This window comes from Isoptericola sp. NPDC055881, assembly GCF_053615895.1.
Genome location: NZ_JBSHCR010000049.1, coordinates 1 through 23,302, shown reverse-complemented (window position 1 = coordinate 23,302; position 23,302 = coordinate 1). Strand labels below are relative to the sequence as shown.

The 23,302-nt window shown below is 69.8% G+C and carries 29 protein-coding genes and 1 pseudogene; 6 read left to right on the top strand and 24 right to left on the bottom strand.

Annotated features, from left to right (window positions below):
- Positions 1-66: 66 nt before the first annotated feature.
- From ACWGKI_RS14775 to ACWGKI_RS14740, 8 genes are all read right to left on the bottom strand, one after another.
- The gene (locus ACWGKI_RS14775; protein ID WP_365438121.1) at positions 67-654 is read right to left on the bottom strand and encodes a hypothetical protein; all 588 of its coding nucleotides are present in this window, start codon (positions 652-654) and stop codon (positions 67-69) included.
- A gap of 16 nt (positions 655-670) precedes the next feature.
- Entirely contained in the window at positions 671-1,492 is an 822-nt protein-coding gene (locus ACWGKI_RS14770; RefSeq protein ID WP_376041024.1) for a hypothetical protein, read from the bottom strand.
- Between the two features lie 2 nt (positions 1,493-1,494).
- Complete coding sequence (locus ACWGKI_RS14765) at positions 1,495-2,073, bottom strand: hypothetical protein (protein ID WP_376041026.1); 579 nt, start codon at positions 2,071-2,073, stop codon at positions 1,495-1,497.
- Entirely contained in the window at positions 2,070-2,243 is a 174-nt protein-coding gene (locus tag ACWGKI_RS14760) for a hypothetical protein (protein ID WP_376041029.1), read from the bottom strand. The genes ACWGKI_RS14765 and ACWGKI_RS14760 overlap by 4 nt, the downstream gene beginning before the upstream one ends.
- The gene (locus tag ACWGKI_RS14755) at positions 2,240-2,743 is read right to left on the bottom strand and encodes a hypothetical protein (protein ID WP_375852360.1); all 504 of its coding nucleotides are present in this window, start codon (positions 2,741-2,743) and stop codon (positions 2,240-2,242) included. Before ACWGKI_RS14755 ends, ACWGKI_RS14760 begins: the two co-directional genes overlap by 4 nt.
- A gap of 76 nt (positions 2,744-2,819) precedes the next feature.
- Positions 2,820-3,272: a hypothetical protein gene (locus tag ACWGKI_RS14750; protein ID WP_375852361.1), complete on the bottom strand. Its 453-nt coding sequence runs from the start codon at positions 3,270-3,272 to the stop codon at positions 2,820-2,822.
- 144 nt (positions 3,273-3,416) lie between these two features.
- Positions 3,417-3,674, bottom strand: coding sequence for a hypothetical protein (locus tag ACWGKI_RS14745; RefSeq protein ID WP_375852362.1), 258 nt, complete (start codon positions 3,672-3,674; stop codon positions 3,417-3,419).
- Complete coding sequence (locus ACWGKI_RS14740; protein WP_375852363.1) at positions 3,671-3,883, bottom strand: helix-turn-helix domain-containing protein; 213 nt, start codon at positions 3,881-3,883, stop codon at positions 3,671-3,673. The genes ACWGKI_RS14745 and ACWGKI_RS14740 overlap by 4 nt, the downstream gene beginning before the upstream one ends.
- Before the next feature lie 204 nt (positions 3,884-4,087).
- Between ACWGKI_RS14740 and ACWGKI_RS14735 the strand changes: the two genes are divergently transcribed.
- The 4 genes from ACWGKI_RS14735 (at position 4,088) to ACWGKI_RS14720 (ending at position 7,308) form a co-directional block, all read left to right on the top strand.
- The gene (locus tag ACWGKI_RS14735; RefSeq protein WP_375852353.1) at positions 4,088-4,597 is read left to right on the top strand and encodes a helix-turn-helix domain-containing protein; all 510 of its coding nucleotides are present in this window, start codon (positions 4,088-4,090) and stop codon (positions 4,595-4,597) included.
- A 98-nt stretch (positions 4,598-4,695) separates the two neighbouring features.
- A complete protein-coding gene (locus tag ACWGKI_RS14730) occupies positions 4,696-5,091 on the top strand; it encodes a hypothetical protein (protein WP_375852354.1) in 396 nt (131 codons plus the stop codon).
- 19 nt (positions 5,092-5,110) lie between these two features.
- Positions 5,111-6,406 (top strand): hypothetical protein, encoded by a 1,296-nt coding sequence (locus ACWGKI_RS14725; RefSeq protein ID WP_375852355.1) that lies wholly within the window; start codon positions 5,111-5,113, stop codon positions 6,404-6,406.
- A gap of 662 nt (positions 6,407-7,068) precedes the next feature.
- On the top strand, positions 7,069-7,308 hold the full coding sequence (locus tag ACWGKI_RS14720; protein WP_375852340.1) for a helix-turn-helix domain-containing protein: 240 nt from the start codon (positions 7,069-7,071) through the stop codon (positions 7,306-7,308).
- A 110-nt stretch (positions 7,309-7,418) separates the two neighbouring features.
- Here ACWGKI_RS14720 and ACWGKI_RS14715 read toward each other — a convergent pair.
- Positions 7,419-7,553, bottom strand: a pseudogene (locus ACWGKI_RS14715) (DUF397 domain-containing protein); the annotation flags it as partial.
- A 107-nt stretch (positions 7,554-7,660) separates the two neighbouring features.
- Entirely contained in the window at positions 7,661-7,843 is a 183-nt protein-coding gene (locus ACWGKI_RS14710; RefSeq protein ID WP_376126677.1) for a hypothetical protein, read from the bottom strand.
- 320 nt (positions 7,844-8,163) lie between these two features.
- On the opposite strand from ACWGKI_RS14710, the gene ACWGKI_RS14705 reads away from it, so the two are divergent.
- Entirely contained in the window at positions 8,164-8,412 is a 249-nt protein-coding gene (locus ACWGKI_RS14705) for a GntR family transcriptional regulator (protein ID WP_375852342.1), read from the top strand.
- 71 nt (positions 8,413-8,483) lie between these two features.
- On the top strand, positions 8,484-9,908 hold the full coding sequence (locus ACWGKI_RS14700; protein ID WP_375852343.1) for a D-glucuronyl C5-epimerase family protein: 1,425 nt from the start codon (positions 8,484-8,486) through the stop codon (positions 9,906-9,908).
- Positions 9,909-10,685: 777 nt separating this feature from the next.
- On the opposite strand, the gene ACWGKI_RS14695 is transcribed toward ACWGKI_RS14700, so the two are convergent.
- The 14 genes from ACWGKI_RS14695 to ACWGKI_RS14630 form a co-directional block, all read right to left on the bottom strand.
- Positions 10,686-11,018 carry a hypothetical protein gene (locus tag ACWGKI_RS14695; protein ID WP_375852334.1) on the bottom strand — a complete coding sequence of 111 codons (333 nt, stop codon included), beginning with the start codon at positions 11,016-11,018 and terminating at the stop codon, positions 10,686-10,688.
- An 83-nt stretch (positions 11,019-11,101) separates the two neighbouring features.
- The gene (locus ACWGKI_RS14690) at positions 11,102-11,287 is read right to left on the bottom strand and encodes a hypothetical protein (RefSeq protein ID WP_375852335.1); all 186 of its coding nucleotides are present in this window, start codon (positions 11,285-11,287) and stop codon (positions 11,102-11,104) included.
- 15 nt (positions 11,288-11,302) lie between these two features.
- Positions 11,303-12,232 carry an N-acetylmuramoyl-L-alanine amidase gene (locus tag ACWGKI_RS14685; protein ID WP_375852336.1) on the bottom strand — a complete coding sequence of 310 codons (930 nt, stop codon included), beginning with the start codon at positions 12,230-12,232 and terminating at the stop codon, positions 11,303-11,305.
- A 64-nt stretch (positions 12,233-12,296) separates the two neighbouring features.
- Positions 12,297-12,794, bottom strand: a complete 498-nt coding sequence (locus ACWGKI_RS14680; RefSeq protein ID WP_375852337.1) for a hypothetical protein — start codon at positions 12,792-12,794, stop codon at positions 12,297-12,299.
- Entirely contained in the window at positions 12,791-13,282 is a 492-nt protein-coding gene (locus tag ACWGKI_RS14675) for a hypothetical protein (RefSeq protein ID WP_375852338.1), read from the bottom strand. Before ACWGKI_RS14675 ends, ACWGKI_RS14680 begins: the two co-directional genes overlap by 4 nt.
- Positions 13,283-13,295: 13 nt before the next feature.
- Positions 13,296-15,725, bottom strand: coding sequence for a hypothetical protein (locus tag ACWGKI_RS14670; RefSeq protein ID WP_452187953.1), 2,430 nt, complete (start codon positions 15,723-15,725; stop codon positions 13,296-13,298).
- A gap of 11 nt (positions 15,726-15,736) precedes the next feature.
- Entirely contained in the window at positions 15,737-19,513 is a 3,777-nt protein-coding gene (locus ACWGKI_RS14665) for a hypothetical protein (RefSeq protein ID WP_380736068.1), read from the bottom strand.
- Between the two features lie 77 nt (positions 19,514-19,590).
- The gene (locus ACWGKI_RS14660; RefSeq protein ID WP_375852327.1) at positions 19,591-20,148 is read right to left on the bottom strand and encodes a hypothetical protein; all 558 of its coding nucleotides are present in this window, start codon (positions 20,146-20,148) and stop codon (positions 19,591-19,593) included.
- Positions 20,149-20,159: 11 nt separating this feature from the next.
- Entirely contained in the window at positions 20,160-20,654 is a 495-nt protein-coding gene (locus ACWGKI_RS14655; protein WP_376175194.1) for a hypothetical protein, read from the bottom strand.
- A gap of 25 nt (positions 20,655-20,679) precedes the next feature.
- Positions 20,680-21,666, bottom strand: a complete 987-nt coding sequence (locus ACWGKI_RS14650; protein WP_375852329.1) for a phage tail tube protein — start codon at positions 21,664-21,666, stop codon at positions 20,680-20,682.
- Between the two features lie 3 nt (positions 21,667-21,669).
- Positions 21,670-21,870, bottom strand: a complete 201-nt coding sequence (locus tag ACWGKI_RS14645) for a hypothetical protein (protein WP_365438247.1) — start codon at positions 21,868-21,870, stop codon at positions 21,670-21,672.
- Positions 21,871-21,894: 24 nt separating this feature from the next.
- Positions 21,895-22,359, bottom strand: a complete 465-nt coding sequence (locus tag ACWGKI_RS14640) for a hypothetical protein (RefSeq protein WP_376041182.1) — start codon at positions 22,357-22,359, stop codon at positions 21,895-21,897.
- Positions 22,359-22,913 (bottom strand): hypothetical protein, encoded by a 555-nt coding sequence (locus ACWGKI_RS14635; protein ID WP_375852331.1) that lies wholly within the window; start codon positions 22,911-22,913, stop codon positions 22,359-22,361. Before ACWGKI_RS14635 ends, ACWGKI_RS14640 begins: the two co-directional genes overlap by 1 nt.
- Positions 22,914-22,927: 14 nt before the next feature.
- A complete protein-coding gene (locus tag ACWGKI_RS14630; protein ID WP_376126001.1) occupies positions 22,928-23,179 on the bottom strand; it encodes a hypothetical protein in 252 nt (83 codons plus the stop codon).
- Positions 23,180-23,302: the final 123 nt, after the last annotated feature.

The following is a 23,302-nucleotide window of genomic DNA, read 5'->3' as shown; positions in this document are numbered from 1 at the left end:
CCTTCTGCTGGTTGGGCCGCCCGCCGTCGCGGCTGGTCAGCGGCGGCGGGCGGTGGCTGGGCGGGCTTAGAAGGGGGGCTCGTTGCCCTGCTGCGGGGCGGCGTAGCCGGGGCCGATCTCGCCGGTGACGGCGTTCACGCCAGCCGGGACCGCGGGCGGCGGGGCCTGGTACTGCGGGGCGGCGGCCGGGGCGGCGTACTGCGCGGGCGCGGCCTGGGCGGCCGGGGCGTTCAGCTCGGACTGGGCGGCGGGGATGTAGCGCGCCGTGTACTGCTTCGGTGCGGAGAAGCCGCGCTGCTTCTGCTCGCCGTCGTGGGTGTAGGTGACGGCGAGGGTGCCGCCGACCTCGAGGCCGCGGGCGCCGGCGGCGCGGACGGCGTCGGCGACGGCGTTCTTCATCTGGCCCTTGACGAAGATGCGGCGCTTGCCGTCGTCGTCCTCCAGGGCGTGGTCGCGCTGGTCGGTCTGGACGGTGACGACGAGCTGCATCATCGGGTCGCCGTTGTTCCAGAACTTCTTCTCGCCGGTCTGGATGTCCCGCTGCTGTTCGACCTTGGGCTGTTCGGTGATGCGGCCGCCGACGGTGGTGCCGGGGGTGGGGAACTTGGCGGTGGGTGCTCCGCCGCCGCCCATGAGGAAGCTGTTCGCGTCCATGCTGATGCTCCTTCGCTTATGCGATGAGGGATTCGAAGCCGTGCCGCGGCGCGGCCGACTGCTGGATGCCGGGGCAGCCGACGCTGGGGTCGGTGCTGCCGGGCTTGAACCACTCGCAGAACCGGCACTTCGCCAGTTCGTCGGTGGGGATCTGGGACCACCAGTCGGGGCCGTAGTCGCTGAGAGCGGCTTCCGAGCTGGCGATGCGCTGCTTGATGTGGTCGAGGCGGGCGAGCCCGTCGAGGGCGACCTGCCGGTTGTACGGCTCGGTCCAGACGTGGACGCGGAGTTCGTGGTAGCGGGCGACGAAGCAGATCGCGACCCGGTTCACGGTCTCGCCCGCGTTCTCCTGGCCGAGCCCGTACAGGTGGGCCTGGATGCGGTACTGAGGGCCGGGCCCTTTGCGCCGGTAGTCGTCCTGCGTGCTGTGGCCGACGAGCTTCCAGTCCCAGACGGTGCCGGTGGCGCGGTCGAACAGGTCGGTGCTGCCCGCGATGACGGCGGCCTCGATCGGGGAGGCGTGGACGGTGACCCGCTCTTCGATCTTGTAGCGGGGCCGGCCGTCCGGGAGCGCTGTCTGGCGCCGCTCGAAGGCTTCTTCCATCCAGGTGTGGAATCCGGTGCCGATGATGCTCGCGGCCGGGTCGCTCGCGGCGGCCGCGCGCGGCCAGTCGAGCAGCTTGTACGTCAGGCGCCGCTCGCACGGGTCGCCGACCTCGCTGGGCCCGAGCCGCTTCTGGAGCGACCGGGGGGCGTTGTGGGCGGTGTCGACGATGAGGCCGGCGATGCGCTCGGCGAGCATCTCGCCGACCTCGTCGCTGCCGCTGGTGCTGGCCATGGTTACGCCACCACCGCCGTCCGGGCGCCGCCGTACACCGGGGTGGCGTTGTGCTCGCGCCAGGGGAGGACTGACTTGAAGGGCTGGCGCCAGGCGATCGGGCCGTGACACTTGCGGTACGGGTCGTGGAACCACTCGCGACGGAAGGACAGGCGGCGGCAGCCCGGGCACTGAATCTGCGGGCCGAACTCGCGGCCCATCTCGCTCTCGAAGGCGTCTTGCCGTTCGAACTCGTCGAGCCTGCGTACCTCGTCGGAGCCGTTGGTCGGCGTCTCCTTGCTGAGGTCGGTCTCCCACGAGTCGTCGGCCGCGTTCAGCAGGGCGTTGTCCTCGCAGTCGGCGTCGACCCAGAGGACGTAGGTCAGCGTCCGCTCGATGACGACCGGGAACTTCCGCTCCCCGACTCCCCACACGCGGGCCTCGCGGGCGGCTTGGTCGAGCAGCGCCTCAACGGCCGGGTCGGGGTCGGCCGGCTCGGGCCGCGACCACTTCTTGTCGAAGTACTCGTGGTCGCCGGTGTGCCCGAGGTCCAGGCGGCACTCCTCGTAGGAGCCCTGCGGGTATGGCTCGTTGCACTTCATGAGGCTTCCTTGCTGGTCTGGTTGTTGAGGCCGAGGGCGTCGAGGAGGAGCCGGAGGTCGCCGCGGTCGCGGGCGGCCTTGAGGACCGCGCGGGATGCGGCGGCGCGCTCCTCGCGGGTGGTGTCTGCCTTGGCGGTGTGCAGGTGGTCGCTGCCGCGTTCGACGTTCACCGGGCGCCGCCCCCACGGGTGTTGAGGGCGTAGTGGCGGTTGTCGGGGTCGTCGACCAGCACGAGGTGTCCGGCTCGCTGCAGGGCGGTGAGGTCGTGGCGGGCGGTGCCGCGCTGCACTACGCCGGGGTCGGTCAGCGCGTAGAGGCTGAGGACGCGGTGGGTGTTCCAGGCGCCGCCGTGGGTGCGGATGGCGTCGAGGAGTCGGGCCTGCCGCTCGGTGAGCCCTTTCGCTTCCTCGCGGGCCACGTCGTCGTCGCTCGCGTGGTGGTGCAGCAAGCGCCGGACCTCGTCCATGTCCGCGTCGTCGACGCGAACCACGGTGCGGAGGGTGCGGACGAGCTGCCGGTACATGGCCAGCTCGCCGGGGTACGCCTCCGCGTCCATCTCGAACTCGGCCACGGCCGAGCGGATCAGGTCGTCTGCGGTCAGGTCGTGCAGCGCAACACCGGTGCCGTAGGCGTCGGACAGGGCGCGGCGGATGTCGTCGAGGGCGCTCATCGCTCGCACCCCCGAACCACGGCGATCGAGCCGAGGACGTACAGGGCGAGCGCGGCAAGGGTGACGGGGAGCGCGATCACTGGGCGGCCCTCGTCTCTTCGCGCAGGGCCTGCGTGGGGGCGATGCGGCGGGTGATGCCGTCGGCCTCGGCGGCGGCGTCCTCGCGCTGTCCGGCGAGGAGGGCGCGCAGGCGCCGCACCTGCGGCTCGACGTTCTCCTCGAGGGCCGTGGCCTTGTCGGTGAGCGCGTGGGCGATCGGGTCTTCGTCGACGGGCCGGTCCTTGGCGACGAGCAGCTCTTCCAGCTCGGCGACGCGGGCCCGCAGCTCCTGGCGGCCGCGCTGTGCCGACGCGAGCGCCAACCGCAGCCGCGCGTTGTCCTGCTCTTCCTCCCACCGAGCAAGGCAGGCGCCGGTGATGTCGTTCCGCAGCTGCTCGTGCTCGGCGGCCTGCTGGGGCGAGTTGAGGAGGCGGGCGGAGTCGAGGGCGAGGATGACGCCGGCGGCGGCGTTCACGCTGCGGGTGGCCATGCCGGACTCGCTTCGACGCGGCAGGGGGTGGTCTGGGATGATTGCGGTCACGGTGACCTCTGCTTTCTCTGCTGTGTAGGGGCGCCGGTCGTGGGGTCGCTCGGGCCGGGAAGCTGTGAGCGGCCCTTCGGCGCGTTCAGGGGTTCAGGCGGTCCGCGCGAACGGCTTGACCGCGTGCCGCTCGTTCTGGCGGCGCAGGTCCTCGGCGGTGAAGGTGATGCGGCCGCCGTCGCGGTGGTGGTGCACCTCGCGGCGGTAGCAGCGCTCCTTCAGGACGCGGACGCTCCGGTACGGCAGGAGCTGCCGGGCGACGACCTCTTCGGGCGTCCACCGGCGGAACTCGGCCTCGTCGGTGCTGGGGTCCGCGATGCGGCGGACGATCTTCGTGGCCTTCACGGTCACGGCTTCTTCTCCTCTTCGGCGATCAGGTCCTCGTCGACCCGGAGGGCGGTGGCGACCTTGCGGACCTGCTCAGTTCCGGTGTCCTGGATCTGCTCACGCTCAAGGCGGGAGAGGTAGCCCCTGTTCAAGCCGGTCTGCGCTTCAAGCTCAGGCAGGCTCATTTTCCGTGCACGTCGGATGTCCCGGATGAGTGGTCCTCTTGGCTTCACGCCTACATTCTGAGCACACCTTGGCTACGGACGCAAGCAGCCTGCCTACACTCTGGGCACAGATTCTGTGCTTCTGGCCTATGCCAGTGGCAGCCGATAGGGGCGGTATGCAACTCGTGAGACGTAAAAGGCTCAACAACGCGCAGGTCAAAGCGCCGAAACTTGGCTACGCGCATGCAACCTGATGGGGCATGATGGAGACTTATGGATGAGGCAACGAAGCGACTGGGAACTGAGCTGCAGGCTGCCCGCGAAGGCCGGCGCCCCCGGCTCACCCAGCCCCAGGTAGCGGAGCACCTGGGCGTCAGCCGGACCACGATCCAGAACATCGAGGCAGGCCGCTTCCAGCGGGTCAACGCGAACATCCGCGACTACGCGCGCCTGCTCGGCTGGCCCGAGGGCGCCGCCGAGCGCGTCATGGAAGGCGGCACGGTCCGCCCGCCCGACGAGCCGCCGGCCACCGCGGAGCCGTCCGCCCCGGCCGCGCTCGGCCTCTCGCCCGCAGTGGAGATGGAGCTGCAGGCCGGCGAGACGCTGGAGTCGAACGTCATCAACCTCGGCCCGGACGAGGACGACGGGCACATCATCGTCGTCCTGCAGAGCCGCAAGGGCGCGACGCGGGAAGAGATGGCACGGGTCGCGGCGCGCTACCGCAAGGCCCGCCGGTACCTCCAGAGCATTGCTTCTGAGACTGATGAGGTTGCAGAGCCCTAAGAAAACAGTGCTGCCCTAGTGTGCTACCGCGCAAAGTGTGGTTGCATGCACGTACCGTCACCGGGAGGGGGGGACCACTCGGCGGATCGGGGCATTACATGTTTGCGCGAGTGGTGCGACGCAGTGGGAACTACTTCACGCCGCACATAGGTGATCAGCCCTCCGGGCTCGTCGTCTGGGTCCACGAAGACGACGTCACGGAGGAAGGCCGGAAAGCGTTCGAGGACGCGCTCGCCGAGCAGATGCAGCGTTGGGAGCCGCGTTCCCCGGGAAGCCCCCGCGGGCGCCAGATTCCCTTCACTATGGATCGACGACAACGCATCGAGCACGACATTCCGCTGATCGTCGAGGACCGGCCCGACTTCATCCACTACACCGTCCGGGCTTCGCTCATCACCGAGCGAGCGGCCCGGGCGCTCACCCGCGCCCAGTCCAAGGAATCAGCGAACTGGCAGCGCAGGCCTGCGCGGCGGACCAGCCGCACGGCGATCTGAAGGGGGAGGGAGCGGGGCAATGGCCTTCGCAGAGAAGGTGTACAAGGTCCGGAACGGCAAGCAGACCAAGCAGTTCACGTGGCGCTCGAGGTACAAGAAACCGGACGGCACCTGGGGGTCCGAACCTGGTTTCGCCACCAAGAAGTTGGCCGAGGAGTGGGGCGACGAGCAGGAGCGCCTCATCAAGGCCGGCACATGGATTGACCCCGACAAGCGGGCCACGACGTTCGGCGAGTTCGCCGAGGCGTTCATGGCGGCCCGCCGTAAGCGGGGGCGCACGGTCGGGACCCGGTGGGACCGGCTGGACAACCACATCCTGCCCAGGTGGAAAGACGTGCCGCTGGGCGCCATTTCGTGGTTCGACGTCGACTCCTGGCAGCAGAGCATGACGGTGGAGGACGTTACCCGCGGGCACTGCGTGTCGCTGATGTCCACCATCATGACGGCGGCTGTGGACGCCGGGTACATCACAGTGAACCCGTTGTTCGGCCGACGCCGCACCCGCGACACGTCGGGTGAGGCGGCCTGGACGAAGCCACCGAAGGTCCGCCGGGATGGCGGGGCCCGCCCGGAGGATGCCGTGCTCGTCGCGGAGCGCCTCGGGCCGGCCATCGGCGTGCACGTGCTGGCGACGGCGTTCACGGGCCTGCGCTGGGGCGAGGGCCTCGGACTGCATCGGGACAACGTGCTGCTGATGCGGCGCCAGCCGTGGGGCGCGGGCGAGTTCGTGTGCCCGATCCTGCGGGTGGTCGAGGAGTATGCGGAGTACCAGGAGCGCGACGAGCGGGGCCGTAAGAAGGGGTACGTCCTGAAGCTGGAGCCGACGAAGAACGACGGCTCGACGCGCGACGTGGACGTGCCGCCGTTCCTGGCCGTGCTGCTGCGGAACCACCGTCAGGACTGGCCGCACGAGCGGCCGTTCAGCACGCCGAGCGGGACGCCCTGGCGCCGGGGGAACTGGTCACGGTCTTTCCGGCCGGCGTGCGACGGGCGTGAGGAGCGGTCGAAGCGGCAGGGCGTCGCGTACCGGGCGGCGTGGGAGCCGATCCTGCCGGGCTTGGACATGCGGGCGTTGCGGGCGCTGCACGACACGATGCAGTCGGAGATCGGTGTGAAGGAGCCGCTGGCGTTCGAGGCGGCCGGTCACCGGCGGCCCGGCATCAAGCGGCACTATCAGCGGCCGACTCCGGCGATGCGCGCGGAACGGCTGGACGGGCTGGAGTCCGTATTCTGGAAGGCGATGGCGAACGTGGGGCTGCGCACGCTGTGGGGCCGCGTGGACCTGATGAAGCATCCCACGGAGTTGATCTCCTAAATCTCTCCTAAATGATCTTGACCGGTACTCCCCCGGCAGGTGCCATCAGGGAAGACCAGCGGCTAGAGAATCCCTCTCCTAAAGCGGGTGTCGCAGGTTCGAATCCTGCCGGGGGCACACTGTTGATCAGGGCAAAGGCCCCGGTTTCCCCAGGTCAGATGGGGGCCGGGGCCTTCGTCGTGCGGTCGCACTCACTCTGACTACACACTCACTACGGGCTGACTACACACTCACTACGGGAGTTGGTCTCCTAAATATCCCCTAAATGATCATGGCGTTGCTGCAGGTCAGCAGACGAACCGGGCGCCCCTGCGCTCCCACTGGCGGGAGGGCAGGGGCGCCCGGAGTGCCGGACCGTACAGAGGGGGGGACCACTGTGTGAACGGTCCGGCACGGCTGGTTTGCCCGGTCAACACCATGTCTAACAAACGGATGCCGACCTGGTCATTCACCCGTTCGTGTGAACACCCGTTCGAATATGCACACTACACACAGCCCTGCGGCATATGCCAGAACCGCAAGGCTACGGGTCGAACTTGATGGAATGTCACGCCATGCGGACCGGATGCCCCGTGTCCCACGGTGCATGCCGGTCAATCAAGATCGGAAAAGGCGGAACGTATTCCGCAGACACATGATCACGCGGCATCGACGTTTGTCGAGTGCTTGCCCTGCCCGACGACGATGACGACAGCTGGCTCTCCGAGGTCCATCAGGCCATCGGGGACCGGGTGCGCGCCGAGCGGCTCCGGCAGAACCTGACCCAAGACGCTGTGTGGCAGGCCGCGCGCATCGATCGGCGGACGCTGCAGCACGTGGAGGCCGGCCGGGACGTGAAGCTGTCCACGCTGGCGCGCGTCGCCCGGGTCCTGGGCGTGCCGCTCGCCGACCTTGTGCGATGAAGCGGCCCCGGCCGGTGTGGACACCAGCCGGGGCCGCAGCGCGCAAGGGTCAGGCGCCGAGCGTGCCCACCTTCACCGCGCCGAGGAACGTGGTCCAGGCGCGTGGGCGCCACGGCTGCGGCGCCGCGGGGACGGTCCTTGGTGTCCCGGAAGTACGCGCCGGACGACGTCTTGGCGACCTCGATGCAGGCGCCGTTGCCGGTGCTGTAGCTCGACACGTGCCAGGGCAGAGTGGTGCTGTCCATGTGTTGCCTTTCTGGTGGTTGTTACGTGATGGGGCCCCGTCCCCGACGGGGGGCGGGGGCGGGGCCCCTGCCCGTGCCCGGCCTGCGTTCTTGCCGGGTCCGGGAGTTCAGTGGCGGCACCGCGGGCACCGGCACGGCGGCCACGCCGAAGTCAGCGCGAACGGGTCAAGCGGCTCATCAGCCGTCACGCACACCTCGTCACGCCGCTCGATGATCTCGCCGTCGTGGATACGGGTCACCCGCATCGTCATCAGCCGCATGGGCGCCTTGCCGGCCTGCCCGGCGCTCACTGCTCGCCCCGGTGCGCGGTGGCACGATGCCGGCGGAGCCACACCCGGCAGTCGATCGCCCGCGAGAGGTCGCCCGCCCGCTCCGCGCTGGCCTCCTCGACTTTGAGTCGTCGGCATTCGGAACACCCGGGCACTGCCGGCGTCGGCGCTTGTGTTCTACGATCCATGCGTCACTGCTCCCTATGTAGCGGTGGCCACACCCCCCGGGCCCTGCCAGGCCGCGGGGGTTTCTTGTGACCCAGACCATACCGCGCCTTACCGAGGGTTGCCGAGGGGTCCTGCGGTCGCGCGGCATGGTGCGGGAACCTACGGTCGCCGGTATGAGCGCTGATCTCGACCGGACGCGGGCGGTATGGAGGCAGGCCGCGCAGATCGTCATCGGCCGGATCAAGGACGGCACCTATCCGCCCGGGACCCGAGTGCCCTCGACGCTGGAGCTGGCAACCGAGCTGGGGGTCGCGGCGTCGACGAGCCAGAAGGCGCTCGCCTATCTGCGTCGTGAGGGCTGGTTGCGCGGCGAGACCGGGATTGGAACCTTCGTCGCCGACCGGCCGCCCCTCGACGGCTGAGCGCGCCCAGGTGCCGGCGGACGCCACGTCAGGCCCTCGCTATCCGTGCCGCTGCCGGGGACACTTGTAATATGCAACTTACCTTTCAGCAGGCTGGCTACCGTCTCGTCACTGATCTGCCGGAGGAGATGCGGCCGTGGCGTGACCGGCCGACCAAGTGGGAGAACGTCTCCCCCGCAACCGGCACCTATCATCTCGACTCTGGCGGCGTGTACCTGTACTACCCGGACGTCGGCAGCGCCGGACTCGACCACCCCGTGGGTCAGGCGCAGTTCGGGCTGGGCTGTATCTCCAGCTACCGCGCGGAGACGGACCCGGCTCGCCGGGCGGTGTTCCTGACGCGGGCGAAGACGCAGGCGGACCGGCTCATCGCCAAACGGCTTGAGGCCCGGGGCAGCTGGTGGTTCCCGTACCCCTTCCCGTTCACGCACGCCGTGCACACCGGTGTCTCGTACAAGGCGCCGTGGTATTCGGGGATGGCGCAGGGCGAGGCCATCTCCCTGTTCGCGCAGCTGTCCCAGCTGGACGGCGTCTGTGGCGAGGACCGGGCCAGGTATCTCGCGGCGGCCGACGCGGCGTTCGCGTCGCTTCAGGTCGCGGACGACGGCTACCCGTGGGCGGTCAACGTCGACGGCGCTGGCTATGTGTGGCTTCAGGAGTACCCGGGCAGCGAGCCGGGCACCGGCGACTACACATACAACGGGATGGTCTTCGCGATGTTCGGGTTGTGGGACTACTACGTCGCCACGGGCAGCCAGGATGCGGCAGCCCTGTACGACGGGTGCGCGACCACCATCGCCAGGTACTTCCCTCAGCTGCGGAACACCAAGTGGGCCTCGCACTACTGCCAGACGCACCGGATACCCGCGCCCTCCTACCACCAGCACCACATCAACCTGCTGCGGCAACTGCATTGGCAGACTGGCAGCCCGGACTTCGCCGACCACACGGATCGGCTCGTCGACGACTACCCGGCCAGCGTGACGGGCACGGTCCAGTTCGCGGCCGGCACGCACACCCTGTACCGGTACGACACGGCTGCGGACGGCTCCTGGGTGGAGTCCAGGGCGGACAAGGTCTTGGAGACCAAGTCGGTGACGTTCAGCCGGGCGACGCAGGCCCCGGCGTCGATGCGGCGCCGGATCCAGAACCGGGGCATCTACTACCGGATCAGCGCGGGCCCGTATGAGGGCTGGTGGGTGGGCGAGGCATGGCCCAACTCGCACCTGCTCGGGCAGTACCTGACGACCCTGTACCGGCCCACCCGCACGGTGACGTTCCCCGGCGGCAGCGTGCCGGTGGACACGTACAAGGTGGCGACGGACGGCACGGCGACCATCAGGACGGTGTCCTTCGTGAACCCGTCGAACGCGCCGACGGACCGGCGGGCGATCGTCAACGGGCGGCCGTGCTTCCAGATCACGGCGGGCGGACTGACCGGGTACTGGGTGCCGGCGGTATCGGTGACGGTCAACTCCTCGGGGCCGACCGGCTAAGGGCTGCGGTAACGACGAAGCGGCCCCGCCCTCCCGAAGGAGGACGGGGCCGTGGTCATGGGTACTGGCGGCGGTGCGGGTCGAGGCCTAACGCCTCCGGGGTGTTGCCGTTGCCGTTGTTGCCGGGCTGGTTCGGCGGCGGGGCGCCGTCCCGCCTGCAGACGAGCGCGTCGGCATCCCATGACGGCGCCTGCAGGCTGTACCCGTCGGGGCATGCCTGCCCGGCCCTGCCGTCCTTGCCGTCGTGGCCGTCCCTGCCGTCCTTGCCGGGCGGTCCTGCGGGTCCTGCGGGTCCTGCGGGTCCTGCGGGCCCTACCGACCCTGCCGACCCCGCCGGGCCTGCTGGACCGGTCACCGTAGCGCCGGGCTCGCCTTGCCCGCCGGACGGTCCTGCAGGGCCGGGCGAGCCGGGCGGGCCCGTCGCACCCGGCCGTCCTGGCTCGCCCTGCGGACCGCGAGGCCCGGCCGGGCCCGGGATTGGCACAGGCACCTGAGCACGCGCGGGCAGATCATCGACCGCCCGCGACGGGTCCGGCGCCGCCGGCGTCCCTCCCCCCGCTTTGATCTGCGAGCGCAGCACCCGCACATCCGTCGCCAGTGTGGCCACGGCGTCCCCGCGCAGGTCCGCCTCGGCGGCGAGGTCATCCGCCCGGCGGTCTCCCGCGTCGATGCGTAGCCACACGAGGACGACCGCACCTGACAGCACGAGTAGCACGGCTGCGACCGCGAGGAATCGCCATTGCTGTACGTGGAGCGGCCTCGCGTGGCGACGTGTGTTCACGTGGGGTGTCCTCCCAGCTCGACGATCTGTGCGCGCAGCCGCGTGTTCTCACTGCTGAGTTCGGTGATCTGCCGCTGTAGTGCCGCCTTGTCGGCGCGTTCGCTGGCGAGTTCGGCGTAGGCGGCGGCGAGCTGCCGTTCGTTTTCGACGAGCCGGTCGCGCAACTTGTCGCGTTCCTCTTGCAGGTTGTCGACGAGTGTCGAGTAGCCGCCGAGCACGGCGCCGGACTGCGAGGCCCTATTCGCGCCCCGCTGCCCGATCAGTGCGCCGACCGCAGATGCGAGCCCGACGGCGATGGCTCCGACGGCGCCGAGCTGCGCAGCGTCCACGCAGGACCTCCGATGGTGCAGTGGGGGGTGAGCAGGGCGCCGCGGCAGTCGTCGGGTGAGCCGCCGGACCGCCACGGCACCCATCAGGCGCCCGTCGAAGGCTGCTTGTTGGGCACGGCGTAGGTGACGCCCCAGGCGCCCAGGACCGCGAGCGCGATGGTGATGCCCTCGGTGGCCGTGACCTGACCGTCCTGCACGGCGGTGACTGCAGCCGTGGCGCCCGCGGCGAGGCCGGCCACGATGGACTTGGCGATGCTGGAGATCTTCATGGTGTCCTTCTGGGATCAGGCGGTGACGGTGAAACCGTGCTTCGCGGCGAGGCGGCTAAGGGAGTCCTTGCCGGGGATGCCGTCGGCGCTCTGGCCAGGCTTGCGGCCGCGGAACCCGCACCGCTCCTGCCAGCCGCTCATCGCGTCCTTGGTGGCCGTGCCGTAGTGGCCGTCCAGGTACGTCTTGGCGAGCAGGCCCTCGTCGACGAGCGCGGCCTCCACGGCGCGCACCCCGGCGTAGGTGACCGGCGTCCCCTTGGCCTGCGGGTCGGTCTTCGCCGCCTTGACCAGCTTGGACAGCGACACCGTGGGCTTGGCCGGGGCGGGCAGGCTGGTGGTGGGCGGCTTGCTGTCGAGCCGCTTCGCGACGCGGTCGAGGATCTGCTCCCAGTCCATGCCGGGCCCGCGCGGGTCGACCTTGCCGGGCTGCCAGTCCAGGTGCCGCAGCGCCGACCGGGCGCCCCACCCGTGCTGCCGGCAGATCGCGGCTATCACGCGGACGATGGCCTCGATCTGCTCGGTCGGCCACGGGTCCTTGCCGTCGCCGAGGTTCTCGCACTCGAAGCCGTAGAAGGCCCGGTTGCCGTCGGCGGTGGCCTCGTTGTCGACGGGCGGCCGCCGCTCTGCGATGACCGCGGACAAGACGTCCGGGTCACCGAGGCCGGCGTGGTTGGCGCGGCCCCAGCCGACCGTGTGCACGCGCCCGTCCTTGGCGATCATGCCGTGGCAGAGCGGGCCGGGCAGTCCGGCGTACCCGTCGCGCACGATCTTCACCGTGTTCGCCGTGCCCTTGGTGACGGTGTGGTGGATCATCACGCCGTGCACCGGACCCCACGGGCCCTTCGCGTTGCGGTTGTGGTTCTTCCAGTCGCCGACCTCGACGACGGTCACGCCCTCAGCCTTCAGGGCGGCGAGGAACTGGGCAGCGGTGAGTGGAGTTGCCACGGGATGCCTCCAGGCATGAGAAAGGCCCCGGCCATCGGCGCGGGGCGGGCGGGGTAGGGCTGGGTCAGTTGGCGGTCTGGTATTCGATCTGCGCGCGCAGGATGTGGCCGGCGGCGAGGGTGGACGGGGCGGCGCCGGTCATGGATGCGGCTCGCGAGTCCGTGGCCGATGTGGGGAAAGTGCAGGAGAAGACGGTGCTGCCAGCGCTCATCACGGCCTGCCCGGCCCATGTTGAGGCGCCAGCCGCGAGCCGGGCCGTGCCGAGGTAGTCGACGACGGCGGACGTTGCTGCGAACGGGACGCTGAAGGCGTAGGCGCCGCTGCCGTAGGTGGTGGTCGACCCCATCTCCAGGCGGATGTCGGCAAGGCACTTCCGGCCGACCTTGAGATACCGGCCGGTCAGCACCCCGTTCCCGAGGGCCGGGTTGGTCGTCGCTGTCCACGTCGGCGTGTACGTGGTCCACGCGTCGAACATGCTGTTGAACTGGTCGCGGATCTCCTGGTTCAACAAGGCCGCCGTGACGGTCTCGCCGACGATCCACGTCTTCGGTGCGAACGTCACGCCCCCACCTCCGGGGCCTCCGGCTCGGGCGTGGGCTCGGGCTCGGGCGTGGGTTCCGGTTCCGGCTCGGGCTGCACCGGGTTGCGCGGGTCGTCCGGGTGCCACCAGAACCGGCGAGTCAGGCTCAGCGCCTCGGCCTCGGCGGCCTCGATGTCATCGGGGACGATGAGCGGCACCCAGTCCCGCCGGCATTCCGCGCACCCGAAACGCGGGTCGGCCACGGAGACGGCCCACGCTGTCCGGCAGGCATCGCACTCGGTGATCCACCGGCCGTCATCGATCCAGGCGTACAGCCCCGGATGGTCCGGCACCGACTCGGTCGGGACGGGGACGCGGCGGCCCAGCCGGTACTCGACCCACGCGTAGACCAGCTCGGCCCCGGGGATCTGCGACCAGTCTTCCGCGGGCTGGCCCCGGCGCGGGGGCGGCGGCAGGTAGAACGTTTCGGCGGTCACGATGGACGCGGCGGGCAGGGCGGACACGGCCATGGGCGTGCTCCGATCAGTAGGCGAGGCGGGTGGTGGAGTCGAGCCTGGAGTACACGGGATCGCCGAGGACCCACACGGAGTCGTTGAAGGAGGCGCTGGTGTGGAACTGGATCACGTGGCTGCGCTCTTTGATCGTCTCGGTGTAGCCCTCGACCGTGACCCGCATCGAGGACGCGGGCGCCTGCGAGGGCAGGCCGTAGACGGTGAAGTAGCTGGAGATGTCGGCGTCGAGGATGTCCAGATAGTTGGGCATCGTGTACGCCTCGATCACCACCTCGCGCAACTCCGGCCCCGGGTTTGCGTACCGGGACACGACCCAGTAGGCGGCGTCCAAGACGCTGTTGTCGCTGGTCTTGAGGATGTCGAGGGGCTGCGGCTCGTACAGTCCGAACGCCGTGATGCTCGAGGGCGCGGTGACCCGCTGGGTGGCGCCGCCGGGCCGGGAAGCCTGCAGCGAGTTGACCATCTTCTGGTCGTCGTCGGAGATGCTCGTTCCCGGCTCGAGGTCGGCGTAGGTGACCGTGAACACCTCGCCGGACGGGTCCGGGTTGTAGCGCAGGTCGCGGCTTTGGAATGCGAGCCCGAAGTAGTCCCGCTCGGCGTACAGCTTCGCGGACTCGGTGTACTCCACCTCACGCATGCGGGCGACGACCTGCGTGCCGCCCGCCGCCTGGGACGCGATCGGGTCGAACGTGCCACCGAGAATCGTCACGCTGTCCACGCCCGCATACCGAGCCAGCCGCTGGATCCGCTCGGCCGCACTCTCGCCCGCGTACCCGGTCGCCCCGGCCCTGTAGTGGCTGGCGAGCCGGGACTCGGCGGCCTGGGCCACCCCGTACAGGGCAACGTAGGCGATCGACCCGGACCACAGGCGGGTGCCACGGTAGCCGCCGATATGCAAGATGCGCTGGTCGGTGCCATAGGGCACGGATACGCCGGCCATCGCCAGCGCGCCGTCGAGGAACACAAGCTTCGAATATTGGCCAAAGGCCACGTGGTGCCAGTTTCCGTCCGCCAGGCCAGGCGTAAAGGGGATCGGTGCCGTCGCCAGCGTGCCGCCGGTGTCGGTCCATTCGATCTGCAGCTGGCCGCTGCCGGACAGGGACAGCACGTGCACGTACTGCAGGTCCGGGGACGCCAGAGCCATGATGGCCCGGCCGGCGGTGGTGGTCTGGAACCAGCACTCGAGCACTGGCCGGCCGCCATTGAGCTGCGTTTGGACGTCGTCGCCCATGTTGGCCGACAACCATTTCCCGGCCGTCGCCGAGGACGGAGTGAACAGCGGGACCTGGTCCTCGGTGGCGGGCGGCCCCGGCGCGGCAGCCATGGCGAGGGTGCCGCCCGTACCGACCTGCTGAATGGTCAGGGATCCCGCGCCGATGCCGGACAGGTCGCCCGCGCTGGTGGAGTCGGACGGCTCGGTCAGCGGGTAGAACGCGAGCGGCCCGGACGCGAGGACCTCCTCGGCCGCCATGCTCCGGAGCACGGGGAGCCGGTTGAGCCGCTTGAACAGGTCGGTGCACGTGACCGTGACCGTGCTGGAGAGGCCCTCCCAGTCGACGGGGAACTCGTTGGCCGTGCCGCAGAAGCGGGGCTTGATGATGGCGCCGACCAGGTCCCACTCGATGAAGTCGTTGGTGCCGCCGGTGCGGGTGGCGGGGAACTCGACCGCGTGCGTCTGGCTGGACACCCACGCGGGCGCAGCGAGGGTGCGGCGCACGGTCCAGCTGAAACCGTCGCGGGACGTCTCCCAGTAGACGGTGCCGCCGGACTCCCGGACCCGCAGCCACGCGTGGTCGATCGGCGAGTAGGTGAGGTTCACGGCGGACCCGTCGAAGTACGCCGCCTGGTTCGACGCGGCGAGGAGGCCGGTGAGCGCGTCGTACCGCCAGCCGATCCGCGTGCCCGCCGTAGTGGAGTTGACCCACATCGACGCGGCCACGTTCGACGAACCGCCCGCCTTCGGGACGGTGACCAGCTTGGCAGTGAGGCGGCTGCCCTTCAGCGTCCACTGCCGCACCGACTGCAGGCCCGCATCCCCGGCAGTGCTCACCGGGATGCGGACCACGCCGCCCCGCTCGACGACCCCGCCGTAGGAGTTGGGCCACAGCACCGAGTCGACGCGGCCATCGTCGAAGTCGTCGCCCAGCTGCCCGACCGGGTAGGGCGCCGCCCCGGACCGCGTCGGCATGTGCGCGACCGCGATCCGGATCGGCGCGTTGCGCCGCACGAACGGGTAGTACGGCGACGAGGAGTTGCCCGGGGTGAACCGGCCGTCGTCGTTGTCCAGGGCCAAGGTCGCCGTGCCAGGCTGCGTCTCGGACAACTCGTCGGCGGCGCCTCGGGTGATGGTGATTGCCCGCGCTGTGCTGACGTACTGACTGATGTCCGTCCAGGTGATGGTGTCGGGGTACTGCACCAGGCCGCCCCAGCCCATTTCCACCAGCCACGCCACTACGCCACCCCCAGCTTCACGTTCAGGCCCTGCGTTCTTTTGAGCATGAGCAGTACGCGCTGCAGTTCCTTGCCGACAGCGACCGGGTCCATTGCCCCGTTGATGTCGACCTGTACCTGCATGACCCCGCCGCCCCCGCCGGCCACGACAGCGGGCCGCCCCAGCACAGGCTGAGCCGAGGCGACGCGGCCGGTGACGACGCCGAGGGCGCGGTCGACTTCCGGCAGCGCGCCGACCAGACCGCGGGCCAGGCCCTGCGTGGAGAAGCGCCCCAGCTTGGCCATCACCGTGGACGGGCTCTTGATCCCCAACGCTTTCTTGATGCTCTTCTGCATCCCCTGGGCGATCTTCAGCATGAGCTTCTCGATGTCTTTCTGCTGAGAAGCCAGGCCCGTGAGGAACCCCTTGCTGGCGTTCTTGCCGGAGTCGTACAGGATGTCCGCGCCCCGCTTGCCCAGCTTGTCCGTGGACTTGTCGAGCTGGCTCTGCAGGCTGTTGATCTGCTTGAACGTGTTCTTGTCCGCGCCGACCAGAGCGGACGCGTAGGCGTAGCCGTCCTCCGGGCCCATGTTGAGGATCTGCCGCAACAGCCCCTTGTTCAGGCCCTTCTTGGCGAGGATGTCGATGTACTTGCTGAACTGCTTGATCTTCGCGAGCTTGGCCGCCAGGCCGGCCTTGATGCCGCCCGCGGTGACCTCCTCGGGCTGCATGCCCAAGTTGCCGAGGCTGGCCTGGTCCCGTGCGTTCCTCGTGACGTCCTTGGCGTACTGCTTCGCCTCGGCGATCTTCGCGGCGAGCTTGTCCCGCTTGGCCGCCAGGGCCATCAGTCGACTCGTCTGGAAGTTAACGGCGGCGACCAGGCTGGACTCCTTCTTGCCGGAGAACGCCGTCTTGATGTCCTTGACCAGGTCAGCCGACACCGACTTGATCTTCGCCCGGGTGCTGGTCAGCCCCTGAATGAAGCCGCGCCCAACGTCCTTGGCGAGCGCCCGCGTCTTCTTCGACGGTGACGCGATCTCCAACTCCGTCCGGATGCCGGCCGTGACCGCGGCCGCCATCGTCTGCGCAGCGGAGAACACCCCTCCCGTCGAGCCGCCCATCCCGGTGGTCAGGCCTCGGGCAGCGTCCCGCCCGGCACTGGCCGTGCCCGCCTTCAGAGCGCGCGTGGTGGTGGCGTCGATGACACGTCCCGCCTGACCGAACACGACCAGCTCGGGCCCGTTCTCACCGACCAAGGACACCTCGCCCGCTTCGACCGGGCCGCCTGCGGCGTTCTTGCTGACACCGCCCTGCCCGGTGTAGGGCCGGGTGTCGGTGCTGTACTGGGCGATCGTCTGCCGAACGGTCGTGATGGTGACGGTCTTGTTCCGCAGTCCCGCGAGGGCCTGCTGGATCGCGCGGGCGGCGGCGCTGGCCCGGTCCCGCGCCTCCAGCGTGATCGTCTTGTCCTTGAGCGCGTCGCGGGCCTTCTGGACCGCAGCGATGTTGCCCTTGGCGTTCGCGGTCTCGGCCGTAATCTTGAACCGGCCGTCCTTCAGCCGCGTGACCTTGAAACCGAGGTCGCGCAGCATGCTGACCGCGTCCGCGGTGAGCGCCTTGACCGTGACCTTCTTCGAGTCGGGCGCCTTCTTCATCGCCGCCACGACACCGTTGAGGCTTGTGATCGCGCCCTCGGTGCGCATCTCCAGGCGCATCTTCGGCGACGGCATCTTCAGCAGCGTGCCCGCGAGCCGCTCGGCTTCCTTCCGGTTGCCGGTGATCGCAAACGCGTTGTCGACGAGGGTCTTGCGGCCCTTGTCGTAGATCCGGGTGACCTCTGTCCACGAGGCGCCGTTCTCGCGGGCCTTGGCCGCGGCGTCCTCGGTCGCCGCCGCCATCTGCGACAGGGCGTCCCGGTTTGCGCGGCCCTTGTCCGTGCCGACGTCGAGGGTCTTGCCGTTGGCCTTCAGCGACTTGGTGACGTTGTCGATCGCCGCTTCGAACTTCGTCTCGGCGTCGAACGCGTTCCGGGACGTCTCCGACAGCGCCTGGATCGACTGGCGCAGCCCGTCCGCACTCATCTTCTGCGCGTTCAGCTTCTGCTGCACGGCCTGCGCCTGCGCGCCGAACAGGCCCATGCTGTCGGCGGCGAGCTGCTGCTCGAACTTGGCGTCAGCCAGAGCCTGCTTGTAGGCGTCCAGCCGCGAGGTGAACTCACGGGTGTCCCGGCCGCCCTTGCCGTAGGCGTCGCTCATCCGCTTCAGCGCGGCCTCGGCCAAGCTGGCGTTGCCGCCCTTGACGAGGTTGGCGAGCGCCTGGTCGATACCGTCCAGGTCCTCCTTGGCCACCTTCATGGAGTTGCTGTCCGCCATGCCCAGAGTGAAGATCCGGTTCATGACGTCGTTGAACGAGTCCATGCCGCCGCTGTGGCCAGCGACACGCTCGACAGCGGAGGCCAGGCCCTCCATGTCCTTGCCCATCACCCGCGCGGCCTCGCCCGTGACCCGCCCGGTGCGGCCCAGCGTGCCCAGCGACGTGGTCAGCTTGTCGACGTCCGGAGGCACCGACTTGCCCCGCTGCTGCAGCTCGGCGAGCGCGACCAGCAGCAGACCGATACCCGTGCCAGCCAGCGCCACCTTCGCGCTGCGGGACAGGGCGCCGATCGCCGCGCCGACCGCGCGCAGCCGCCCAGGCGTGCCCGCGGCCGCGTTCCCCATCGCGATGAGCTGCGTCATGAACGCAGCCACGGCCGTGCGCGCCGCGGCCAGACCGAACGCGGCCGCCTTAGTCACCTTCATCGCGAACGCCAGCTGCAGGAGGGCGGCGATGGTGCCAGGCGGGACCGCCGAGACGAGCTTGGCGAGGACGTTGATGACCTGCAGCATGCCCACGCCGACGTCGCTGCCCGCCCGCAGCACGTTCATCAGCGTGGTGCCAATGTTGCGCAGGACGCTGGAGACCAACGGCCCCTGGGCTCTGGCGTAGTCCATGAACTCTGCCAGGTTGCTGCCGACCTTGCCGTCGCTGGTGCGCAGCAGGTGCACCAATCCGTCGTTCAGGTTGCGCAACGTGCGCTGTGTGAACGTGGTGAACTTGTCGTTGAGGCGGTCGAAGCCAGGAGAGGCCATCGAGCCGCCGATGATCGTCAGGAAGCGGTCGGTCTCCGACGAGGCGGCACGGACTAGGCCGGACGTCTTCGGCAACAGGGCGTTGGCGATGCCGATGCTCTTGATGACTGGGGCCATCGTGTCGCCGGCCAGCTCGTCGGACCAGTCCGCGAACTCGTCCTTGAGCACGCTGAACGCGGCCGCCGCCTGACGTGTGGCGGGCGGCAGTTCGGCCACGGTCTTGGCGTAGGCAGCCTGCGCCTGCGCTGCTTCCGCCGAGGTGGCGCCACTCTTGGCGACCGCGTCCTGCCACTTCGTCTCCGCCTCAGCCGCGTCGCCCAGAGCAGAGATTTGCGGGACCAGGGCGGCACCCATCGCTGCGATCGCGACGGCGACCGTGCCCGCCCCGGCTGCGATCGGCGCCAGCGTTGCGGCGACCGGGATCGCGGCCGGAGCCAGCAGCAGCGCGGCGCCCGCCAGCTTCTCCAGCGCCTTCCCGCCGGCCTCGCTGTCCTGCTGCATCTGGGACAGGCGTCGGGACGTGTTACTGGTGAAGCGGCTCATTGCGACATTGCCGCGAGTGGTCGCATCGTCGATGCGCCGGTGAAGCCGCTGCGCGCGGTCCCCAATCCGGTCGAAGACGTGGCTCAACCGGTCCTGGCCGGTGAGGAGGAAGTTCATCGACGGCACGGCTCAACCACCTTCCGCCTGGAGGGCTGCCTGGTGCTGGTCGATCCAGGCGGTCAGGTTGTAGAAGTCGTCGATGGTCAGCTCGTCGACGGCTGCAGGGGGGATGTGGAGGACGTGGGCGAAGAGTCCGAGGTAGAGGCCTCGGGCTCGTTCGATGTCGGGCTCGGGCTCGTAGCCTCGCCCGGTGTCTCCTCCGGCAGCGGCTCGTCGGCCGCCGCTTTTGGGCTGGTGGCCCGGGCGTCGATCAGGGCGCGCGCGTGCTCAGGATCGGCGGCCACACTCGGCAGCCGCTCGAGGAGGATGCCGGCCACCGTCTCCGGGGTCAGCTCGCTGTCGTCCTGCGTGGTCGCGAACGCGTTGTCGACGTAGGCCTCGACTTCCCGCCGGTCCATGCGGGAGACCATCTCGTCCACGCCCGGGTCGAACTCCCCGAACCGCAGGCTGGGCTGGGAGCGCTTCTTGATGACCCAGACGATGCCGCGCATCGCGTCCAGGTCGTCGCTCTCCAACCCCTCCTTGATCTCCTGCCACTTCATGTCGACGGTGCGCTGCACGATCGCGGCCTCGGACACGCGCAGGCTGGACGCGTCGTACTGCTCGGGCTCGCCGCCCGCAGGGGTGTAGACAACGATCACGGGTGTTGCTCCTATTCGAGGTGCCGGCGCACGTCATCGACGACGCGGCCGACTTCACGGGTGATGCGGTCGTGGTGAGAGCGCACGGTCCGGTCCCACCACAGAGGCGTGGCGTTCTGCTGCGCCCACCGGCGCTTGTTGCCGAACACGGGGTGCCGGAGGCGGCCTTCGTTGAGCCGGTTCACGACGCCCATGGGGATGTCTGGCGGCAGGAGTCCCTTGTCGAGCCAGACGCGGGCGCCCGGATTGCCGGTGTTGCGGACCGAGATGCGGATGGCTGCGGCGATCGACCGGCGCAGGGGGCGCGTGGTCGGCGACCGCCCGCCACGCTTGCCGAACCCCCGGCCCTGCGAGCGGATGTCCAGGCGGCGGATGGCGTCCTGCAGGTCGTCGCGCAGGGGTTCCGCCGCCCGCCGGATGCGCCGGTGGAAGCTGGAGCGGATGTTCTCGTGACCGGCCCGGCGCAGCCGCGCCGACAACTCCAGCAGCTGGCCGGTACCGATCACGCGAATGTTCTGAACCACGCCGGGCTCACAGAGTCGCTTCGGTCGAGATGATCTCGATCTTCGGCTGGTTCGTGCCGTCGTACAGGCCGGTGAAGTTGAACGTCGGCTTGACGACGCCGAAGCCATCCACGGTGGGCGGGCCCTCGTCCAGGCGGACGGCCGGGAGCGTGACCCGGAACGTGTCGGCGTAGGTCGTCTCGATCAGGGCGCCGGTGAACTCCCACACCAGGGAGAACGCTGCGTCCGAGGTGTGGAGGTCGTCCAGGGTGGTGGCGGCGTAGTCCGTCTCCAGCGACCCGGTGATCTTCACCTGGTCGTTGGCGATCGGCTCCTTCTTCAGCGACGCCTGGTTCGCGTAGAACCGCTCCACATCCTGCGGCCGCTCCACCTTCACCGACACCTTGCGGATGCCGTCCAGCGCCGTCTCCGACCCGAACGCGCCCGTCTTCAGGGTCATCTGCCCGAAGTGGAACGGGGACGAGTTGCCATACGACGCGACCGCCAGGGGCTGCGCCTCGTCGCAGTCCTTGCCGTCGAACTCGAACGACCCGGTGAGCATGCCGCCGACCTCGCACGCGAACTCCGCCGAGGTGACCTTGCAGCCCACGAAAGACTTAGCCGTGACCGTGCCAGTCGTCAGCGGCACGCCCTTCTGGATCGTCAGGGACTTGCCCCGGGTGTCCGCCAGGAGGTGCGTCTGCATGTACGCCGTGGTGGTCGACTGCTTCACCGGCGTCACCGACGTGCCCATGAGCGCCTGGACCAGGGCGCCCATGCCCTTGTTGGCGACCTCGATGTCCAGGCTGCCCTCCACCTCGCGGCGGGTGAGCACGCGCCGCGACGACAGCGCCAGCAGACGGCCGGCCGCGATCCCCGCCGACTGCGCCGTGGTCTTCTTCAGCGCCAGCGATTCCTGCGTGAACTCGATGAACTTCGACGGCGCCACGTAGGTGCCGTAGGTCGTCTCGGCTGCGATGCCGAGCTGGGCACCGAGCCCGGATCCGATCGCCATGGATCAGCCCTCCTTCTGCGGCTTGACCGCGGTCTTCTTCGAGGCCTTCGCCCCGGGCTCTTCGACGGACTCCCAGTTCGCGGGCTGGCACACGTAGCCGTCGAACCTTTCGTCCGAGACTTCGACGACCTCGTCCGGGTGGACAGTCCGGCCGAGTTCGGGCACGGTCACCGGCTCCGGCCCCAGAAAGCGCACACGCGCCATCACTTGCTCCCTTGTGGTGGTGGATCAGATACGGGCCTGGCAGGTCACCGTGAACGCCAGCCCGGCGGTGCTGCCCTCGCTCTGGATCTGGGTGAGGTCGCCCGCGGTCAGGTGCGCCCACAGCACCGCCCCGCCCAGCGTGGGCGCGTCCGGCGCGTCGGTCGTGGCGCGCAGCGCCGTCTCGATCTCCCCGAGGATCGCGAACACTGCAGCCCGGCGGGCCTGCATGTCCTTGTCGCCGGTGCGGGCCTCGATGTACCCGGCGATCTGGAACGTCTCGTCGCGGGTCCTGGCGCCAGCGCCGTTGAACGTCTGGGCGAGAGACACCGCCGACTCGCCCCCAGGCTGCCAGCCCACGAAGAGCAGGCGCCGCGGGGTCAGGTTGACCGCTGGCGGCCCGTCGACGACCGTCACGTCCGCCAGGCCGGGTGCCGCCCGCAGCACCGCCAGCAGCCCGTCCACAGCGGCCGGGACACGAGAGGTCAGCATCAGGCCACCCCCGGCGGGACCTTGTACGGCTCCAGCAGCTGCAGGACCCTGTTCGGGATCGCGTAGCCCCAGCCGGGCACCGGCTCGGTCACGGAGAAGTCGTCGCCGCCGCCGATGCTGCCCAGCCCCCGGGATGCCCCGTACTGGGTACGCCACAGGTGCTGAAGCAGGATCCGCGCGGCCAGGTTGATGGTGGGCGGCACCTCGCCGCGGCCGGCCGTGTACGTGACCCGCCACAGCGTCCCCGTGAACGAGCCGCCCCGGTAGCGGACGATGCCCGTGGCGCCGTCCAGGACGAGCGCGTCCAGGTCGAGAGCGTCGCCCGCGTCCACGGCCGGGACGACCGACACCAGGGCGACGGCCGGAATGTGGGACAGGCACAGGGAGCTGCTGCGGCCCTCGATCGTCTCGGCGAACTCCCGGGTTTCCACCGGCCCGACGTGCCGTTCGATCGCTGCGGTCAGTGCCTCGATGTACACCTGCAGCTCGAGGTCGTCGGTGTCCGTGTCGTTGTCGAGCTGGGCTTTCGCCTCGGCGAGGGTGAGCAGCGCCATGGAAGCCTCCCGGGCTACTTCTCGACGGCCGACTTCGTCGTGGGCTTGCGGCGGCCGGTGGCCTTCTCCGGCTCGCCCGGGTTGGCGGTGTTCTCCTCGGGCGGCTGGCCGTCCTCGCCGTCGTCGCTGTCGTCGTGCGGCTCGGCCAGGCCTGCCGCGACCATCTGCTTGGCCTCGCCGTCGGGCAGGTCCACGCTCTGTCCGCGCTCGGGCCAGGGCTGGCCGTCGCGGGTGCCGGAGATCGTGACCTTCATGCGGACGCGCATCGCTGGTTCCTCTCTTGAAGCGGGGCGGGCGGCCGTGCCCGAGAACGACGAAGGCCCGGACCGTGTCGGTCCGGGCCTCGCGATGGAGCGGGTGACGGGAATCGAACCCGCGCTGTCAGCTTG

Excerpts from the sequence above, each read along its gene's own strand:
- ACWGKI_RS14675 (WP_375852338.1), bottom strand. The coding sequence starts at position 13,282 with ATGGCCGTGTCCGCCCTGCCCGCCGCGTCCATCGTGACCGCCGAAACG.
- ACWGKI_RS14770 (WP_376041024.1), bottom strand. The coding sequence starts at position 1,492 with ATGGCCAGCACCAGCGGCAGCGACGAGGTCGGCGAGATGCTCGCCGAG.
- ACWGKI_RS14690 (WP_375852335.1), bottom strand. The coding sequence starts at position 11,287 with ATGAAGATCTCCAGCATCGCCAAGTCCATCGTGGCCGGCCTCGCCGCG.
- ACWGKI_RS14735 (WP_375852353.1), top strand. The coding sequence starts at position 4,088 with ATGGATGAGGCAACGAAGCGACTGGGAACTGAGCTGCAGGCTGCCCGC.
- ACWGKI_RS14730 (WP_375852354.1), top strand. The coding sequence starts at position 4,696 with ATGTTTGCGCGAGTGGTGCGACGCAGTGGGAACTACTTCACGCCGCAC.
- ACWGKI_RS14635 (WP_375852331.1), bottom strand. The coding sequence starts at position 22,913 with ATGGCGCTGCTCACCCTCGCCGAGGCGAAAGCCCAGCTCGACAACGAC.
- ACWGKI_RS14700 (WP_375852343.1), top strand. The coding sequence starts at position 8,484 with ATGCAACTTACCTTTCAGCAGGCTGGCTACCGTCTCGTCACTGATCTG.
- ACWGKI_RS14650 (WP_375852329.1), bottom strand. The coding sequence starts at position 21,666 with ATGGCGATCGGATCCGGGCTCGGTGCCCAGCTCGGCATCGCAGCCGAG.
- ACWGKI_RS14765 (WP_376041026.1), bottom strand. The coding sequence starts at position 2,073 with ATGAAGTGCAACGAGCCATACCCGCAGGGCTCCTACGAGGAGTGCCGC.
- ACWGKI_RS14775 (WP_365438121.1), bottom strand. The coding sequence starts at position 654 with ATGGACGCGAACAGCTTCCTCATGGGCGGCGGCGGAGCACCCACCGCC.
- ACWGKI_RS14645 (WP_365438247.1), bottom strand. The coding sequence starts at position 21,870 with ATGGCGCGTGTGCGCTTTCTGGGGCCGGAGCCGGTGACCGTGCCCGAA.
- ACWGKI_RS14640 (WP_376041182.1), bottom strand. The coding sequence starts at position 22,359 with ATGCTGACCTCTCGTGTCCCGGCCGCTGTGGACGGGCTGCTGGCGGTG.
- ACWGKI_RS14755 (WP_375852360.1), bottom strand. The coding sequence starts at position 2,743 with ATGAGCGCCCTCGACGACATCCGCCGCGCCCTGTCCGACGCCTACGGC.
- ACWGKI_RS14750 (WP_375852361.1), bottom strand. The coding sequence starts at position 3,272 with ATGGCCACCCGCAGCGTGAACGCCGCCGCCGGCGTCATCCTCGCCCTC.
- ACWGKI_RS14725 (WP_375852355.1), top strand. The coding sequence starts at position 5,111 with ATGGCCTTCGCAGAGAAGGTGTACAAGGTCCGGAACGGCAAGCAGACC.
- ACWGKI_RS14630 (WP_376126001.1), bottom strand. The coding sequence starts at position 23,179 with ATGCGCGTCCGCATGAAGGTCACGATCTCCGGCACCCGCGACGGCCAG.
- ACWGKI_RS14705 (WP_375852342.1), top strand. The coding sequence starts at position 8,164 with ATGAGCGCTGATCTCGACCGGACGCGGGCGGTATGGAGGCAGGCCGCG.